We start from the raw sequence: 15,465 nt of genomic DNA on the forward strand, positions 1-15,465 counted from the left end.
AAAAGCGCGTCGCCCCGGTTAAGTGGGGTCGATCTCCTGGTGCGGTGTGCGGGCCGCGTGAATCGCGCGGAGGTCCGCGAAGGCGCGCTCGGCCTCCCGGGTCGGCTCAGCGCCGCGCGCCCGGAGCGCGCCGGGCGACCAGTCGCTGAGGGCGAAGCGGCGGAGGGTGCGGCGCGCTCGCCGCGGGCGTTGCTGGGCGGTGGTCATTCGGGTGGCTCCTCGAGTGGACGCTGCGGATGCGCGTGCGGACGGGCTCCGATGCTATGAGCGCCGGCGGCCTTCCCGACCGGGCTGTCGGCGCGGTGCAACGTTGCGTTTACGCACCGGGTCGCCCCCGCCGGGCGCCCGCGGTTGCTAGGTTGGCTCGGACACCGGCACGAGAGGCGGCAGCGGCATGAGCGTGATCGTCGTCGGCTCCGTGAACACCGACATCACCATCCGGGCGCCGCGCATCCCCGCGCCGGGGGAGACCGTGCTCGCCGCGGAGGTGGCCGAGGAGCCCGGTGGCAAGGGGGCGAACCAGGCCGCGGCGTCGGCGGCCCTCGGCGCCGAGACCTTCTTCATCGGAGCGGTCGGGGACGACGAGCGGGGAAGGGCGGCGCGCGCCGAGCTCGAACGTACCGGCGTGCGCGTGGAGCAGCTGCTCACCACGGCCGCCCCCACCGGCGCCGCCTACGTGACCGTCGACGGCCGCGGCGAGAACACCATCGTCGTCCATCCGGGTGCGAACGGCCTGCTCCTGCCGGAGCATGTGGCGGCGGCGATCGAGGGGCTCGACCCGGTGGTCTGCGACGCCCCCGTGCTGGTCGCGAGCCTGGAGGTGCCGGTGGAGGCCGTGCTGCACGCCGCCCGGATGGCGCACGAGCGCGGTTGGACGGTCGTCCTGAACCCCGCCCCGGCCCGGCGCCTCGACGACGCGCTGCTCGGCCTGGTCGACGTGCTCACGCCGAACGAGTCGGAGGCGCTGGCCCTGGGCGGCGCCGACGCCCTGTTCGGCGCCGGGGTGGGCGCGATCGTCGCCACGCGCGGCGCCGACGGCTGCGAGGTGCTCCGGCGCGACGGCAGCAGCACACGCATCGGCGGCCTGCCGGCGCGTGCCGCCAACACGACCGGAGCGGGCGACGTCTTCACCGCGGCCCTCGCCTGTGCGCTGTCCGACGGGATGCCGCCGGAGGAGGCGGCGCGGCTCGCGAACGCCGCCGGTGCCATCGCGGTCGAGAGCCCGTCGACGCGTGTGCCGGGCTTGACGCGGGAGGCCGTGGTCGCACGTGCGGGGGACGCTCAGGCGTCCTGAGCCGTGGCGTCCTGAGCCGTCGCGTCCTGAGCCGCGGCCGCCTGCGGCTGGGGACGGTCGAAGCGCACCCCGTCCGGGTCGGGGGCTCCCGCGAGGTTGAGCAGCAGCAGGATCGGCCCGATCACGGGGATGAAGCCGAAGAAGTACAGGCCGCCCGAGCTGTTCACATCGTGGAGGCGACGCCAGGTGACCGCGAGCGTCGGCACGATGAGCGCAGCCAGATAGAGGTACACCGCCAGCATGAGGAGGATCGAGGCCACGATGTACGCCCGGTCCGACAGCAGGCGCAGCGGGAGCGGGAGCACGTAGACCGCGACGGCGGGCGGCACGTACGCCGCGATCATCGCGAACCAGAACTCCGACCGGCTGGCGCGACCCGAGAACGTCGCGTACTTGCGCCAGAAGCGCCCCGCGGCCTGGTCGAGGCTCGCGTGAGGGAGGGGCTGGTCGAGCGGCACTGCGGGCGGTGCGGCGGGTGCGGCGTCGACCTCTGTCACAGTCGAACACTAGTGGACGGGCGAAGCGCCTCTCGCTTGCAGTACAGGTAGTGAACAGGTACTGTATCGCGCATGGACAACGACGCCGCCTCGGCCACCCGCAGCCGCACCTCGCTCAAACGCCAGGAGATCGCGGACGAGCTGCGGGCCGCCATCCTGAGCGGCGCGTACCGCAACGGCTCGCTGCTGCCGGGCGAGAACGAGCTGGCGCAGCGCTTCGCCGTCAGCCGCGGCACCATCCGCCGGGCGCTCGACGAGCTCGCCGAGGAGGAGCTGATCGACACCCGCACGGGCGTCGGGTCGTTCGTCACCTTCGACGGGCAGGAGCTCGGCGACAACCCGAGCTGGGGTCGCGCGCTCACCGTGAGCGGCACGGTCAACCGCACCGACATCCTCCGCGCCGAGGTCGTGCGCGATCCTGAGCTCGCCGCCTCGGTGAACGCGAGCGGGATGGACTTCCTCGCGCTCGACCGGGTCCGCCGGCTCGAGGACGGCACCGCCGTCTCGCTGGAGCGCAGCCGCGTCCCCGCCGTCGGCCGCCTCGCCGACGTGCCGTTCGACGGCCTCGTGGACGACTCGCTCACCCAGACCATGCAGGCCGCCGGGCTGCTTCCCGCCCAGGGCGACGAGTGGATCGCCGTGACGACCCTCGACGACGCCGACGCCGCGCTCATGGGCCGGCGGCCGGGCGAGGCGTTCCTGCACGCCGTGCGGATCGCCCGCGATGCGGACGGACGGTTCGTCGAGAAGGTGGTCAGCCTCCTCGATCCGCAGCGGTTCCGCCTCCACCTGACGTTCGGGGCCGGCCGATGAGCCGCGACGAGCGGGCGCTCGCCGCATTCGAGGGCCTCGCGCTCGGCGACGCCCTCGGGATGCCGACGCAGTCGATGTCGCGCGCCGAGATCCGCGAGGACTACGGCGTCATCACGGGCTTCCGCGACGCCGGGCCGCGGCAGCGCATCGCGGCCGGGATGCCGGCCGGGTCGATCACCGACGACACCGAGCAGGCCGTGCTCCTCGCGCGGCTCCTCGTCGCGGGCGGGGGAGCGGTCGACATCGACGACTTCGCCCGGCAGCTGCTGGCGTGGGAGGCCGACATGGCCGCCCGCGGCTCGCTCGACCTCCTGGGGCCGAGCACCAAGGCCGCGCTGCAGCGGCTCAGCGAGGGTGTCCCGGCGGCCGAGGCCGGGCGTTTCGGCACCACCAACGGCGCGGCCATGCGGATCACCCCCGTCGGCATCGCGCATCCCGTCGACTCGCTCACGCGCTTCGTCGACGCGGTCGCCGCGACCAGCGAGCCGACCCACAACACCAGCCTCGGCATCGCCAGCGCCGCCGCGATCGGTGCTGCCGTCAGCGCCGGCATCGACGGAGCCGGGCCCGCGGAGGCCATCGAGGTCGCCATCGCGGCGGCCGAGGAGGGCGCGCGCCGCGGCCACTGGGCGGCGGGCGGCGAGATCGCGCCGCGCCTGCGCTGGGCCGTGCCGTACATCACCGAGCTCCCGGCCGAGCGGCGCGCCGACGCCGTGGCCGAGGTCGTCGGCACGTCCGTCGCCTCGCAGGAGTCCGTGGTCGCCGCGCTCGCGCTGGTCGCCTGCTCCGACGACCCCTGGAACACCCTCTGCCTCGCCGTCGGACTCGGCGGCGACACCGACACGGTCGCCGCCATGGCCGGCGCCGTCCTCGGCGCCACGCACGGCGCCGCCGTCTGGCCGGAGGCCGAGCGCGCGCAGCTGCGTCGCGTCAACGACCTCGACCTCGCCCCCCTCGTCCGGGAGCTCCTCGTCCTGCGCGGCTGAGCCTCCCGATCACCCCGACCCGATTCACACAACGACGTCTGGAGACCCCATGTCCACCCGTTCCGCCCTCACCGCGGTCGAGCAGCGCGGCATCGAGCCGGTGCCGCCGGCCGAGCGCACCGGCAACCCCCTGCAGCTGTTCTGGGTCTGGTTCGCGGCCAACATCTCGATCCTCGGCCTGCCGCTCGGCGCGACGCTCGTCGCCGTGCAGGGCCTCAACATCTGGCAGGCGCTGATCGTCGCCGCGATCGGCACCGCGGGCTCCTTCGCCCTGGTCGGCGTGGTCTCCATCGCCGGGCGACGCGGAGGCGCACCCAGCATGACGCTGTCGCGTGCGATCTTCGGCCCGCGCGGCAACGCCGGCCCGACCTTCGTGTCGCTGCTGTCGCGCCTCGGCTGGGAGACGGTGAACACGACGACCGGCGCGTTCGTGCTGCTGTCGCTGTTCACCCTGATCTTCGGCACCGACGCCGACGCCAAGGCGGTCCCGGTGCTCGCCATCGTGGCGATCGCGATCTTCGAGGCGTGCACCCTGCTGGTGTCCGGGCTCGGCCACGCGGCCATCCTGGTCATCCAGAAGTGGGCGACGTGGATCTTCGGGGCGCTGAACATCGTGGTCGGCATCGCGCTGATCACCACCATCGACTGGTCGGCCGTGGCGGCCATGCCGGGCGGCGGCTTCGGCGCGATGCTCGTCGGCGTCGCGACCATGGCCGCGGGCACCGGCATCGGTTGGGCGAACGCGGGCGCCGACATGGCGCGCTACCAGCGGACCAGCGTGAAGGCGGCCCGCCTGATCGCTGCCAGCGCGGCCGGTGCCGGCATCCCGCTGGTGATCCTGATCGGCCTCGGCGCGCTGCTGAGCGCGGGCGACACGTCCCTCGCCACGGCGAGCGACCCGGTCGCGGCGATCCGCGAGCTGCTGCCGACGTGGATGGCCGTCCCCTATCTGATCGCGGCGTTCGGCGGCCTCCTGCTGTCGAACCACCTCTCGGTGTACTCGGCGGGCCTCACGACGCTGACGCTCGGCATCCGCATCCGCCGGGTCTACGCGGTGACGGTCGATGTCGTGGTCACCTTCGCCGGCTCCATCTACTTCATGCTCATCGCGGGCTCGTTCTACGGCCCGTTCATCAGCTTCATCTCGCTGCTGGCCATCCCGATCACCGCTTGGCTCGCCGTCTTCCTCATCGACATGATCAAGCGGCGCTGGTACGACCCGGTCGCGCTGCTGAACATGCGCGGCGGCCGCTACTGGTATCGCGGTGGCGTCGAGTGGCGTGCGATCGGCGCCTGGGCGCTCGCGATCGTGGTCGGCTACGTGCTGCTCTCGGCCGGCCAGAGCGGCATCGCCTGGATCGTCACGTTCGTGATCGCCGCCGGCCTCTACGCGGTGCTCGGCGGGGCGCGCGGCCAGCTGGTCGACCCGGCACCGGGCTCCGCGTCCGCAGCCGGCTCCCCGGCCGATGGCGAGGGCGAGGCGTCGGTGGAGGCCGCCCGTGGCTGACCATCCGCGCCTGATCTTCACGGGCAACGTGATCGTCGACATCGTGATGGCGATCGACCGGATGCCGGAGCCGGGCGGCGACGTCATCGCCTCCGCCAGCGGACTCACCGCGGGCGGCGGCTACAACGCCATGGTCGCCGCCCAGCGGGACGGGCTGCCCGTCGTCTTCGCCGGGCAGTACGGCACCGGCGCGTTCGGCGCGATCGTGCGCGCGGCCCTCGCCGACGCCGGGTTCGAGGTCGCGCAGCGCGGCATCGACGACGTCGACAGCGGCTTCACCATCGCGCTCGTGGACGCGTCGACCGAGCGCACCTTCGTCACCTCGCGCGGCGCGGAGGGGCGGCTCACACGGGCGGACCTCGACCGCGTCGCCGTGCGGGAGGAGGACCTCGTCTACGTCTCCGGCTACAGCCTCGCGCACCCGGTGAACGCCGAGGCGCTGCCCGGCTGGCTGGAGGCCCTGCCCGCCGGCGCACGGGTGCTGTTCGACCCGTCGCCGCTCGTCGACACCTTCGCGCCCGAGCTGCTGAGCCGCGTGCTCGCCGCCACCGACGTGGTCAGCGTGAACGCGCGGGAGGCGCGGCTGATGACCGGCGGCGACGACCTCCCTACGGCGGCGATCGAGCTGGCCGGCCGCACCAGGGGAGGCGCCGCCATCGTGCGCGACGGCGCGGCCGGATGCTGGGTGGTCGAGCCGGGGGCGCGGGTCGCCGAGCGGGTGCCGGGCATCCCCGTCGACGCCGTCGACAGCAACGGCGCCGGAGACGCGCACGGCGGCGTACTCGCGGCGGCGCTGAGCCGTGGCGACGGCCTGCTCGCCGCCGCCCGCCGGGCCAACGTGGCGGCCGCGATCGCGGTCACCCGGCGCGGCCCGGCGACCGCGCCCCGTGCGGACGAGATCGACCGGGAGATGGCCCGCTCAGGCGGCTGAGGCGGCGAGCTGCCCGCTGGCGCCGAACAGCGCCGCCGGTACGTGCTCGCCCTGGCCGACGCAGAGGAAGAAGACGACGTCGGCCGGGCAGTCGACGCCGATCACGGCCTGCACCCCGCAGAAGGCATCGTCGGGGAGCTCGGGCAGCCTCCCCATCTCCAGCGGTCGCCGTTCGGCGTCGCGGGCGATGCCCTGCACGGCGAAGAACGCGTCCAGGCAGGCGTCGTCGTCGGGGTCGGCGATCCAGCCGACCAGCGGGGTGGCGGCCTGGTCGCTGAGGGCGAGCGAGCCGAGCAGGGCCTCGACCACCGCCTCCAGCGAGGACTCGGTCTGCACCGCGTCGGGCTGCGGCTGCAGGCGGCGGGAGGTGATGGCGATCCAGCCACCGGACGGGACGGCGTCCACGACGGTGAGAAGGCGGCCGGAGAGCAAAGGGCTGAGCGTACGGAGCATGGAAGTCGGGTGCTTTCCACGAAGCGCCAGCGCGCGCCGGCAACGGTTCCCCCCAACGCGCCACCGAACGCGAAACGGTTTCGGGTAGGAGAGCCGCCCCGTGGGGTGACTCGACGATGGCACCCCGTCGGAGTTTCGGGTTCCGGCGGGTGCTCATCAGCATAGGGGGCGTGTCCTCATTTGTGCTGACACCAGTACGGGGGACACGACGCGAGGCTGCTCGACGGGTCGCGCCGGGTGACCGCGGTCGCCTTCAGGCGCGCGTCAGGGCCCGCGCGCTGCGGAGGAACGATGCGGCGAGGGCGTCGGCGTCGTCGAGGTAGCCCGCGACCATCGCGCCGTCGCGGATCAGCATGAGGTCGTCGGCGATCGCGCGGGGGTCGTCGAGGCCGAGCGGCTGCACGATCTCCGCGAACGCGGACCTGCACCAGGCGCGGTGCGCGTCGACCGTCGCCCGCACTGCACTGGCCGCGTCGGGGTACTCGGCGGCGGCGTTGATGAAGGGGCAGCCCCGGAAGCCCTGTTCGCACGCTATCGCCCCGAGCTGATCCGCGATCAGCCGGAAGGTGGCGTCCGGGTCGCCGCCGGCGGCCTCCATCGCGGCGGTGATGCCGGTGCGCTCCTGCTCGGCGCGGCGCTCGAGGTGGGCGACGACGAGGTCGTCCTTGCTCTTGAAGTGGCGGTAGAAGGTGACCTTGGTCGTTCCGGCCTTCTCGATGACCCTGTCGACGCTCACCGCGCGGAGCCCCTCCGCGTAGAACAGCTCGGTCGCCGCCTGGATGAGCGCCTCCCGCATCGACGTCTTCACGCTCCCGATCATAAGTGCTCCCTTCGTGACCGCTTGCGGCGGTGGCTGGTACTCGCTACCGTTGACCCATGTAGAGTGACTAGTCATTCTACATCGATTCCTCCTCCGGAATCGATTCCTTCAGAGAAACGGAAACCGCATGACCTCCGTCCCATCCACCGCGCGGCCGGTCGCGATCGCCTCCACGCTGCGCACGCTGTACCTCGTCCGGTTCGGCTTCGCGATCGTGTGGGCGGTGCTCGTCGCCCTCACCGCGGCCACCATCACGCCGCTCAGCGCGATCCTGTTCGTGATCTACCCGGTGTTCGACATCGTCGCCGCGGTCATCGACCACCGCGCCTCGCGGGGGACGCGCTCGTCCTCCCTCCTCTACGTGAACATGGCCCTCAGCCTTCTGGCGGCGATCGGCCTGGTCTTCGCGGTGACGTCCGGGCGTTCGGCCGTGCTGCTGGTGTGGGGACTCTGGGCGATCACCGCGGGCGCGGTGCAGCTCGCCGTCGGCATCGCGCGCCGCAGCCTCGGCGGCCAGTGGCCGATGATCCTCAGCGGCGGCATCTCGGTGCTCGCCGGTCTCGCGTTCGCGCTCCAGTCCGGCGGCCCCTCCGCCTCCCTGGTCGGCGTGGCGGGCTACGCCACCCTCGGCGGCATCTTCTTCCTCGTGTCGGCCATCCGGCTCCAGCGCACGGTGAAGGCGGACGCCCGATGAGCGCGGAAGCGTACGACGTCATCGTGATCGGCGGCGGTCCGGTGGGCGAGAACGTCGCCGACCGCATCGCACAGGGCGGCCTGTCCGCCGTGATCGTGGAGGCCGAGCTGGTCGGCGGCGAGTGCTCGTACTGGGCGTGCATGCCGACCAAGGCGCTCCTCCGCGACGCCGCCGCGCTGCGTGCCGCACGCAGCCTGCCCGGTGCTGCCGCCGCTGTGACGGGAGCCCTCGACACGGCGGCCGTGCTCGCCCGGCGGGACCGGTTCGCCTCCCACTGGCACGACGACGGGCAGGTGGCCTGGCTGCAGAGCGCCGGGATCGCGCTGGAGCGCGGCCGCGGCCGACTCCTCGGCGGCCGCGCGGTCTCGGTGCGGCGCCCCGACGGCAGCGAGGTCGTGCTCACCGCGCGGCACGCCGTCGTCGTGGCGACGGGTACGAGCGCCGCGGTGCCCGCCATCCCCGGCCTCGCGGAGGCGGAGCCTTGGACCAGCAGGGAGGCCGTGTCGGCCGAGCGCATCCCCGGCCGCCTGGCGATCATCGGCGGGGGCGTGGTCGGAGCCGAGCTGGCCAGTGCCTACAGCGCGTTCGGCACGGAGGTCACCGTGATCGCGCGCGACGGACTCCTCCCGCGCGTCGAGCCGTTCGCGCGCGAGCACCTGGCCGCCGCCTTCGCGGCGGACGGCGTGCGGGTCCTGTCCGGCGCCGAACCGGTCCGGGTCGACCGGCACGATGGAGAGGTCCGCATCCTGCTCGCCGGCGGCGAGACCGTCGTGGCGGATGAGGTGCTGGTCGCCACCGGGCGCAGGCCCAGCACCGGCGACCTCGGCCTGGAGGCCGTCGGGCTCGCCCCGGGCGGCTGGCTCACGGTCGACGAGACGCTCCGCGTGCTGGACGCCGACGGGGTCCCGGTCGACGGGGGAGCGCTCTATGCGGCCGGCGACGTCAACGGCCGCGCCCTGCTCACCCATCAGGGCAAGTACCAGGCGCGCGCTGCCGGAGACGTGATCGTCGCCCGGGCGCTCGGCGCCGACGTGGACGACGCCCCCTGGGGTCGGCATGCGGCGACCGCCGACCATCGCGCGGTGCCCCAGGTGATCTTCACCCATCCCGAGATCGTGTCCGTCGGCCACACGGTCGCCAGTGCGCGGGCGGCCGGCCTCCGCGTCCGTCCCGTCGAGTACGACCTCGGCGCCGTCGCCGGAGCGGACCTCCATGCCGACGGCTACTCCGGCCGGGCCGGGATGCTCATCGACGAGGAGGCCGGCACCATCGTCGGGTTCACCGCCGTCGGCCCCGACACGGCCGAGCTCGCGCACGCCGCGACGATCGCCATCGCCGCCGAGGTGCCGATCGAACGGCTCTGGCACGCCGTGCCCGCCTACCCCACGGTCAGTGAGATCTGGCTGCGGCTGCTCGAGACGGCGGGAGCCGCCACGAGGGACCGCGCCCTCCCGACCCCCGCCGACGCGCTCGTCACGAGCGACCGATAAAGAGAGAAGGAACCGCAATGCCCACGAAGATCACCCTCATCATCGACAACCCCGCCGACCCGGCGGCGTTCGAGGACGCCTACGCCGAGATCGAGCGCCTCGCCCGCAGCCTCCCGCAGCTGCGACGCGTCGAGGCCGCAAAGGTCTGGCCGAAGGAGGACGGCACGCCAACGCCCGCCCATCGCACCCTCGACCTCTACTTCGACAGCTACGAGGACGCCTCCGCCGCGGTGGCCGTGCCAGCGGCGGGCGAGTTCTTCCAGCGGCTGGTCGGCACGGGAGTCACGTTCACCGGGCTGTTCTCCGACATCGCGGAGGGCTGAGCCCGAGGCGCCGGCCCGCTCGGCGCCGAACCCGATCCACGCCACCGCCGGGGCCGACGAGGTCCCGGCGGTGGCGGCACTCGTCCGCGACCACGGTGGGAGCAGGAGGCGCGGACGGTTCCGGCGGACTACCGTTGTGACAATGACGACCACGCCTGACCCCGCCGGCGACGACGCGACGCCCGCCGCCGACGCCCTCGCCTTCTCCGACCTGGGGCTGTCCGCCCCGGTCCTGAAGGCCCTGAAGGACGTCGGCTACGAGACGCCGTCCGCGATCCAGGCGGCGACCATCCCGCCGCTGCTGGAGGGGCGCGACGTCGTCGGGCTCGCCCAGACGGGCACCGGCAAGACGGCCGCCTTCGCGCTGCCGATCCTCTCCCGCCTCGACCTCGCGCAGAAGAGCCCGCAGGCGCTCGTGCTCGCGCCGACCCGCGAGCTGGCCCTCCAGGTGGCGGAGGCGTTCGAGAGCTACGCGGCGCACCTGAAGGGCGTGCACCTCCTCCCCGTCTACGGCGGCCAGGGCTACGGCGTGCAGCTGTCGGCGCTGCGGCGCGGCGTGCACATCGTCGTCGGCACGCCCGGCCGCATCATGGACCACCTCGACAAGGGCACCCTCGACCTCTCCGAGCTCAAGTACCTCGTGCTCGACGAGGCCGACGAGATGCTGAAGATGGGGTTCGCGGAGGACGTGGAGACGATCCTCGCCGACACCCCGGACGACAAGCAGGTCGCCCTCTTCTCGGCGACCATGCCCGCGCAGATCCGCCGCATCTCGCAGCAGTACCTGCACGACCCCGAGGAGATCACGGTCAAGACCAAGACCACGACCTCCCCGAACATCACCCAGCGCTACCTCGTCGTGTCGTACCCGCAGAAGGTGGACGCGCTCACCCGCATCCTCGAGGTCGAGAACTTCGAGGGCATGATCATCTTCGTCCGCACCAAGAACGAGACGGAGACGCTGGCCGAGCGCCTGCGCGCCCGCGGCTACTCGGCGGCGGCGATCAACGGCGACGTCCCGCAGGCCCAGCGGGAGCGCACGGTCGACCAGCTGAAGTCCGGCAAGCTCGACATCCTGGTGGCCACGGACGTGGCGGCGCGCGGTCTCGACGTCGAACGCATCAGCCACGTCATCAACTTCGACATCCCGACCGACACCGAGCCGTACGTGCACCGCATCGGCCGGACCGGCCGGGCGGGTCGCAGCGGCGCCGCGATCAGCTTCGTCACGCCGCGGGAGCGCCGCCTCCTCACCGCCATCGAGAAGGCCACCCGGCAGCCGCTCACCCCGATGCAGCTGCCGACCGTGGAGGACGTCAACGTCACCCGCCTCGCCCGCTTCGACGACGCCATCACCGCGGCGCTGGCGCAGGAGGACCGCATCTCGCGGTTCCGCGACATCATCGGCCACTACGTCGAGCACCACGACGTGCCGGAGGCCGACGTGGCGGCGGCGCTCGCCGTCGTGGCGCAGGGCGAGGAGCCGCTGCTGCTCTCGGAGGACGACGAGCTCACGCAGCGGGTCGAGCGGGACGGCCGGGCCGGACGCGACCGGGACCGCTCCGTGCGCGGGGACCGCGACGACGCGCGCGGCCGCGGCCCCCGCCGCGAGCGGACCGGAGCGCCGCTGGCGCCCTACCGCATCGAGGTCGGCAAGCGCCAGCGCGTGGAGCCCCGCCAGATCGTGGGCGCCCTCGCCAACGAGGGCGGCCTGAGCCGCGACGACTTCGGCCACATCCGGATCATGCCCGACTTCTCCATCGTGGAGCTGCCGGCCGACCTGCCCGGCGACACCCTCAACCGCCTGTCGGGCACCCGGATCGGCGGCAAGCTGATCGAACTGCGGCCGGACCGCGGGGCGGGGGCCAGGAGGCGGGACTCGGACCGGCGGGACTCGGACCGGCGTGACTCCGACCGGCGGGACGAGCGGCCGCCACGCAAGCCGCGGCAGCGCTGAGCCGCAGGCCGCGGCGGCCGCTCGGGGCGGGTGGCACCCGGAGGCGGGCTCGCGACCGCCTCCGCCCGCTGAGAGGATGCTCAGCGTGAGTGATCCGCGATCCGACCAGCCGCAGGGCCAGCAGCCCGCACCACCGCCCGCCCCGCAGTACGGGGCTCCGCAGTATCCGCCACCTCCGCCGAACGCGACGCCGCCGTACCCGCCCGCCTTCTACGCGGCCCCGGTCACCCGCACCAACGGCCTCGCCACCGCGTCGCTCATCATCGGCATCGTCGGCTTCGTCGTCACGCTGATCCCGTTCTTCGTCGGGCTGTTCCTCGGCGGGATGCTGAACATCCTCGCCTTCGTCCTCGGCATCGTCGGTGTCGTCAACGCGAACAAGGCCGGCGGCCTCGGACAGGGCGCGGCGATCGCCGGCATCGTGCTGTCGTGCGTCGCGTTCGCCCTCATGTTCGTGGGCGCGGGCACGATCTGGTGAGCGGAGCCGGCTGCGGACGCACCCGCGGGACGTGTCGTCCTGGCGGAGGCGAAGCGCAGCCTGGCGGACGGCCGGAGAGCTATCGGGCCGGGCCGCTGATCGGTGAGCAGTACCGGCCGGGGTGAGCGGAGCTAGCCGCGTGGCTTCTCCGCGCGCCGGCACACCAGTTCGAGCGGGACCAGAATCATCGATGTCATTCCGACGTAGATGGCGATGGGCCCGATGTTGGCGGGCTCCGTCACCCCACCGGGGAGCCCGCCGACCAACAGGCCCAGGATCAGCGTCCAGACGGGAAGCACACGACCTCCCCATCGGCTGAGTCGGAAGGTGCCGAGGGTGCGGGTCATGCACATGCCGCCCTCACCAGTTGGCCGAGGTACGTGTAACTGAACGACCACGTCCGGCACTGTCCGAGGCGAGCCGAGTTGTACGAACCGATCGTCCCGTAGACGGCCGCGCCGATCAGCACGCCGATCGGCCCCGTCAAGGAGAGCAGGCCGATCGCAAGCGCCGCCGAACCTCCGTGGATCGCCTGCGCTGTCGCCTGGGACATCGTCACCACGACGTAGGTCCCGAAGGTGACGCTCGGGTCTGCGACGACGGGAAAGGCGGTCCGGTCGGTGAACTGCACGACCTGGACGAGCGTTGTGCCATCGATCTCGTAATGCGTCGGTACCGGCTCGCCTCTGGCGTCCTTGGCCCAGGGGGCGGCGATCGATCCCGTCAGGACGGAGCGATCTGCGGTCGAGATGGAGACCGAACCATCATCGGCGAGGTGCAATTCCTGCCCGGCTGGAAGGGCGATCGGGTAGGCATACCGCGTGGGGGCGTCCGCAGCCTCGATGACGGTACTGATCTGGATGCTGCCGTCCGACCGGATGCTGGGCACGGTGGTCGACCCATTGCGGTTGTCGAAGGAGACGATGCCGGCCCTCTCCACCGACGCGGTATCGGCATCCGAGGCGAAGGGCAGCCCGATGCTGATCACGTCGCCTCCCACTCCCAGAGAGATGCTGTCCGTGGCATCCGTCGGCACGGTCACCTCCGACCCGGCGACCGATGCATCGATCGCCGTGTCACCGAACTCAGTCGTCGTGACCGCCGCCGCCTCCGGGAGCAGGGACGGATCTGCCTTTGCGACCGCTGCCAGGGTGTCGTCCTCCATTGCGTATGCGGGAGTCGGACTCAGAGTTGCAAAGGCGATAGTGGCGCTCGCGAGCGCAGCAGCAAGGGGTAGTACTCGTTTCATCGTCGACTCATCCGTTCTTCGTCGAACGGAGTGGACGGCCATTTCGCGACCCGTTCCCGGCGCGATCCTGTCCACGACCCGGCATGCGGGAGCATGCGCTGCCGACGCTACGGAAGCATGGCGCCGGTCTTCCCGGCCTCAGTGTGCGAACGGGCGGAGAGCAGTGGATGACGCTTCGGATTCAGGGAGCGGCCCGCCCCGCCCACGGGTCGTAATCCGCCACCAACGCCTCCTGCTCCGGCCGCTCGTCCTCCGGCACGTGCTGCAGGTTCACCCGCACCCGGTACCAGAGCGAACTCGAGCCGCGCATGCCGTCGACCAGCTCGTCGGCGGGGTGGAGGGCGGCAGCGGCCGACGGGTGGGCCGCCTTCCAGGTCTCCAGCGCCTCCACCGCTTCCGGCTTGGTCTTCGTGCGGGCGACCTCCACGAGCGGCATCTGCGACACCCGGCGACCCGAGCCGTCGCCGGCGCCGCGGGGCGGCTTCTCGGCCGGGCCGAGCTCCCTCGCGAGGGCGAGCAGCGCGTCCAGGGAGCCGACCGCGTCGTCGATGCCGTCGTGCGGGTCGCCGCGCTCCGCGAACCGTTGCAGCACCGTCGGCACCGTGAACTCGTCCGGGCGGCGGGTGCGCACCTCCTCCCAGTCGAGCGGGGTGGAGACGCGGGCGTCGGGCAGCGGACGGATCGAGTAGGCGGAGGCGACCGTGCGATCCTTCGCGTTCTGGTTGAAATCGACGAACACGCTCTCGCCGCGCTCCTCCTTCCACCAGCGGGCCGTCGCCAGGCCCGGCGCGCGGTTCTCGACCTCCCGGGCCAGCGTCTCGGCCGCCAGCCGCACGTCGGCGAAGCCCCACTGCGGCGCGATCCGCACGAGGATGTGGAGGCCGCGCGACCCGCTCGTCTTCGGCCAGCCGACCAGGCCGTGGTCGGTGAGCACGTCGCGCGCGATGAAGGCGACGTCGACGATCTGCGCCCAGTCGACGCCGGGCATGGGGTCGAGGTCGACGCGGAGCTCGTCGGGATGGTCGAGGTCCTCGGCGCGCACGGCGTGCGGGTTGAGGTCGAGGCAGCCGAGGTTGGACACCCAGGCGAGCCCCGCGGCATCCCGCAGCACGGCCTCCTCGGCGGAGGTCCCGCTCGCGTAGTGCAGGGTCGCGGTGTCGATGTAGTCGGGGTGGTTCTCGGGCACGCGCTTCTGGAAGAACGGCTCCTGCGACAGGCCCTTCGCGAACCGCTTCAGCACCATCGGCCGCCCACCGGCCCCGCGCAGCGCGCCGTCGGCGACGGCGACGTAGTAGCGGGCGAGGTCGAGCTTGGTCAACCCGGCATCGGGGAACACGACCTTGTCAGGACTGGAGACGCGCACCTCGCGGCCGGCTGCCTCCACGAACGCCTCGGACTTCGACGACGGGGTCATGGGAGTCACGCTGCCACGGTTGCGGCGGCTGGGCCAGGGGGAGTGTGGTGGGGGTGGCGCTGACGACTCCCTTGTAGGCGAATGCGGCGGCAGCATCATCGGGGCGGAATTCAACGACGCGGGTGGCTCTCCACGCTGTCGTACCCGCGCTCGAACTGCAGTTCCCGGCGAACAGCTTCCTCAGTGAAGGGGCTCGTGGAGCGGTCGGCTCCGAGGAGGCGCTCTTCCACGTCGCAGAGGCAGATGGCGGATTCGCCGCATGCAACTCACTGCACGCGTTCATCGGGACGACACATCCCCGTGTCCAGGCCCCGGGAGCGCACCACGAAAGGACGACGCCATTGGCTCGGAAGAAGCAGAGCAAGAAGAACGACAAGTTGCCGCGGGGTCTCGGGTCGGGTTGGGTGGTCGCTGGGGGCTGGCTGCTCACTCTCCTGGCGCACAACCTCAACGACCTGACGATCTCGGTCGTCCTTCAGCTGCGGTGACCAACTGTCACCGATGGGAGGGACGCGGACGAGGACGTGGGGCCGCCCGATCCGCTCGTCGGGGTCTGGGG

Annotated in this window: 18 protein-coding genes; 11 read left to right on the plus strand and 7 right to left on the minus strand. The window is 72.6% G+C overall.

Annotated features, from left to right (window positions below):
- Positions 1–18: 18 nt before the first annotated feature.
- Positions 19–207 carry a hypothetical protein gene (locus tag ACR9ZG_RS05780; protein WP_481283873.1) on the minus strand — a complete coding sequence of 63 codons (189 nt, stop codon included), beginning with the start codon at positions 205–207 and terminating at the stop codon, positions 19–21.
- 187 nt (positions 208–394) lie between these two features.
- On the opposite strand from ACR9ZG_RS05780, the gene ACR9ZG_RS05785 reads away from it, so the two are divergent.
- Positions 395–1,294 carry a ribokinase gene (locus ACR9ZG_RS05785; RefSeq protein WP_481283874.1) on the plus strand — a complete coding sequence of 300 codons (900 nt, stop codon included), beginning with the start codon at positions 395–397 and terminating at the stop codon, positions 1,292–1,294.
- Here the strand turns inward: ACR9ZG_RS05785 and ACR9ZG_RS05790 are convergent.
- A complete protein-coding gene (locus ACR9ZG_RS05790; RefSeq protein ID WP_481283875.1) occupies positions 1,282–1,791 on the minus strand; it encodes a DUF805 domain-containing protein in 510 nt (169 codons plus the stop codon). The two genes, ACR9ZG_RS05785 and ACR9ZG_RS05790, sit on opposite strands and share 13 nt — an antisense overlap.
- A 72-nt stretch (positions 1,792–1,863) precedes the next feature.
- Here ACR9ZG_RS05790 and ACR9ZG_RS05795 point away from each other — a divergent pair, with 72 nt between their 5' ends.
- From ACR9ZG_RS05795 to ACR9ZG_RS05810, 4 genes are read left to right on the plus strand one after another with little or no spacing between them, the layout of a single operon-like run.
- A complete protein-coding gene (locus tag ACR9ZG_RS05795) occupies positions 1,864–2,604 on the plus strand; it encodes a GntR family transcriptional regulator (RefSeq protein ID WP_481283876.1) in 741 nt (246 codons plus the stop codon).
- The gene (locus ACR9ZG_RS05800; protein ID WP_481283877.1) at positions 2,601–3,590 is read left to right on the plus strand and encodes an ADP-ribosylglycohydrolase family protein; all 990 of its coding nucleotides are present in this window, start codon (positions 2,601–2,603) and stop codon (positions 3,588–3,590) included. Before ACR9ZG_RS05795 ends, ACR9ZG_RS05800 begins: the two co-directional genes overlap by 4 nt.
- A 49-nt stretch (positions 3,591–3,639) precedes the next feature.
- A complete protein-coding gene (locus ACR9ZG_RS05805; protein ID WP_481283878.1) occupies positions 3,640–5,097 on the plus strand; it encodes a purine-cytosine permease family protein in 1,458 nt (485 codons plus the stop codon).
- The gene (locus ACR9ZG_RS05810) at positions 5,090–6,028 is read left to right on the plus strand and encodes a PfkB family carbohydrate kinase (RefSeq protein ID WP_481283879.1); all 939 of its coding nucleotides are present in this window, start codon (positions 5,090–5,092) and stop codon (positions 6,026–6,028) included. Before ACR9ZG_RS05805 ends, ACR9ZG_RS05810 begins: the two co-directional genes overlap by 8 nt.
- Here the strand turns inward: ACR9ZG_RS05810 and ACR9ZG_RS05815 are convergent.
- Positions 6,017–6,460 carry a hypothetical protein gene (locus ACR9ZG_RS05815; protein ID WP_481283880.1) on the minus strand — a complete coding sequence of 148 codons (444 nt, stop codon included), beginning with the start codon at positions 6,458–6,460 and terminating at the stop codon, positions 6,017–6,019. The genes ACR9ZG_RS05810 and ACR9ZG_RS05815 overlap by 12 nt on opposite strands.
- Positions 6,461–6,734: 274 nt before the next feature.
- On the minus strand, positions 6,735–7,289 hold the full coding sequence (locus ACR9ZG_RS05820) for a TetR/AcrR family transcriptional regulator (RefSeq protein WP_481283881.1): 555 nt from the start codon (positions 7,287–7,289) through the stop codon (positions 6,735–6,737).
- 139 nt (positions 7,290–7,428) lie between these two features.
- Here ACR9ZG_RS05820 and ACR9ZG_RS05825 point away from each other — a divergent pair, with 139 nt between their 5' ends.
- The 5 genes from ACR9ZG_RS05825 to ACR9ZG_RS05845 all read left to right on the plus strand — a co-directional run bounded on the left by ACR9ZG_RS05825 (position 7,429) and on the right by ACR9ZG_RS05845 (position 12,243).
- Positions 7,429–7,995 (plus strand): hypothetical protein, encoded by a 567-nt coding sequence (locus ACR9ZG_RS05825; RefSeq protein WP_481283882.1) that lies wholly within the window; start codon positions 7,429–7,431, stop codon positions 7,993–7,995.
- A complete protein-coding gene (locus ACR9ZG_RS05830; protein ID WP_481283883.1) occupies positions 7,992–9,485 on the plus strand; it encodes a dihydrolipoyl dehydrogenase family protein in 1,494 nt (497 codons plus the stop codon). The genes ACR9ZG_RS05825 and ACR9ZG_RS05830 overlap by 4 nt, the downstream gene beginning before the upstream one ends.
- A gap of 17 nt (positions 9,486–9,502) precedes the next feature.
- Positions 9,503–9,808 carry an EthD domain-containing protein gene (locus tag ACR9ZG_RS05835; protein WP_481283884.1) on the plus strand — a complete coding sequence of 102 codons (306 nt, stop codon included), beginning with the start codon at positions 9,503–9,505 and terminating at the stop codon, positions 9,806–9,808.
- Positions 9,809–9,950: 142 nt separating this feature from the next.
- The gene (locus ACR9ZG_RS05840; protein ID WP_481283885.1) at positions 9,951–11,765 is read left to right on the plus strand and encodes a DEAD/DEAH box helicase; all 1,815 of its coding nucleotides are present in this window, start codon (positions 9,951–9,953) and stop codon (positions 11,763–11,765) included.
- 85 nt (positions 11,766–11,850) lie between these two features.
- Entirely contained in the window at positions 11,851–12,243 is a 393-nt protein-coding gene (locus ACR9ZG_RS05845) for a hypothetical protein (protein WP_481283886.1), read from the plus strand.
- A 131-nt stretch (positions 12,244–12,374) separates the two neighbouring features.
- Here ACR9ZG_RS05845 and ACR9ZG_RS05850 read toward each other — a convergent pair whose 3' ends face one another.
- The 3 genes from ACR9ZG_RS05850 to ACR9ZG_RS05860 form a co-directional block, all read right to left on the minus strand.
- Positions 12,375–12,590 (minus strand): hypothetical protein, encoded by a 216-nt coding sequence (locus ACR9ZG_RS05850; RefSeq protein WP_481283887.1) that lies wholly within the window; start codon positions 12,588–12,590, stop codon positions 12,375–12,377.
- A complete protein-coding gene (locus ACR9ZG_RS05855; RefSeq protein WP_481283888.1) occupies positions 12,587–13,408 on the minus strand; it encodes a hypothetical protein in 822 nt (273 codons plus the stop codon). Before ACR9ZG_RS05855 ends, ACR9ZG_RS05850 begins: the two co-directional genes overlap by 4 nt.
- A 265-nt stretch (positions 13,409–13,673) precedes the next feature.
- A complete protein-coding gene (locus tag ACR9ZG_RS05860; RefSeq protein WP_481283890.1) occupies positions 13,674–14,906 on the minus strand; it encodes a DNA polymerase domain-containing protein in 1,233 nt (410 codons plus the stop codon).
- A 341-nt stretch (positions 14,907–15,247) separates the two neighbouring features.
- Here ACR9ZG_RS05860 and ACR9ZG_RS05865 point away from each other — a divergent pair, with 341 nt between their 5' ends.
- Complete coding sequence (locus ACR9ZG_RS05865) at positions 15,248–15,394, plus strand: hypothetical protein (protein WP_481283889.1); 147 nt, start codon at positions 15,248–15,250, stop codon at positions 15,392–15,394.
- Positions 15,395–15,465 lie beyond the last annotated feature (71 nt).

It is taken from the genome of Leifsonia sp. KNZ12-8B, from assembly GCF_056755495.1.

What these genes read in the sequence shown, in the direction of transcription:
- ACR9ZG_RS05780 (WP_481283873.1), bottom strand. Translation starts at nt 207, where the DNA reads ATGACCACCGCCCAGCAACGCCCGCGGCGAGCGCGCCGCACCCTCCGC.
- ACR9ZG_RS05785 (WP_481283874.1), top strand. Translation starts at nt 395, where the DNA reads ATGAGCGTGATCGTCGTCGGCTCCGTGAACACCGACATCACCATCCGG.
- ACR9ZG_RS05795 (WP_481283876.1), top strand. Translation starts at nt 1,864, where the DNA reads ATGGACAACGACGCCGCCTCGGCCACCCGCAGCCGCACCTCGCTCAAA.
- ACR9ZG_RS05800 (WP_481283877.1), top strand. Translation starts at nt 2,601, where the DNA reads ATGAGCCGCGACGAGCGGGCGCTCGCCGCATTCGAGGGCCTCGCGCTC.
- ACR9ZG_RS05805 (WP_481283878.1), top strand. Translation starts at nt 3,640, where the DNA reads ATGTCCACCCGTTCCGCCCTCACCGCGGTCGAGCAGCGCGGCATCGAG.
- ACR9ZG_RS05825 (WP_481283882.1), top strand. Translation starts at nt 7,429, where the DNA reads ATGACCTCCGTCCCATCCACCGCGCGGCCGGTCGCGATCGCCTCCACG.
- ACR9ZG_RS05830 (WP_481283883.1), top strand. Translation starts at nt 7,992, where the DNA reads ATGAGCGCGGAAGCGTACGACGTCATCGTGATCGGCGGCGGTCCGGTG.
- ACR9ZG_RS05835 (WP_481283884.1), top strand. Translation starts at nt 9,503, where the DNA reads ATGCCCACGAAGATCACCCTCATCATCGACAACCCCGCCGACCCGGCG.
- ACR9ZG_RS05840 (WP_481283885.1), top strand. Translation starts at nt 9,951, where the DNA reads ATGACGACCACGCCTGACCCCGCCGGCGACGACGCGACGCCCGCCGCC.
- ACR9ZG_RS05850 (WP_481283887.1), bottom strand. Translation starts at nt 12,590, where the DNA reads ATGACCCGCACCCTCGGCACCTTCCGACTCAGCCGATGGGGAGGTCGT.
- ACR9ZG_RS05855 (WP_481283888.1), bottom strand. Translation starts at nt 13,408, where the DNA reads ATGGAGGACGACACCCTGGCAGCGGTCGCAAAGGCAGATCCGTCCCTG.
- ACR9ZG_RS05860 (WP_481283890.1), bottom strand. Translation starts at nt 14,906, where the DNA reads ATGACCCCGTCGTCGAAGTCCGAGGCGTTCGTGGAGGCAGCCGGCCGC.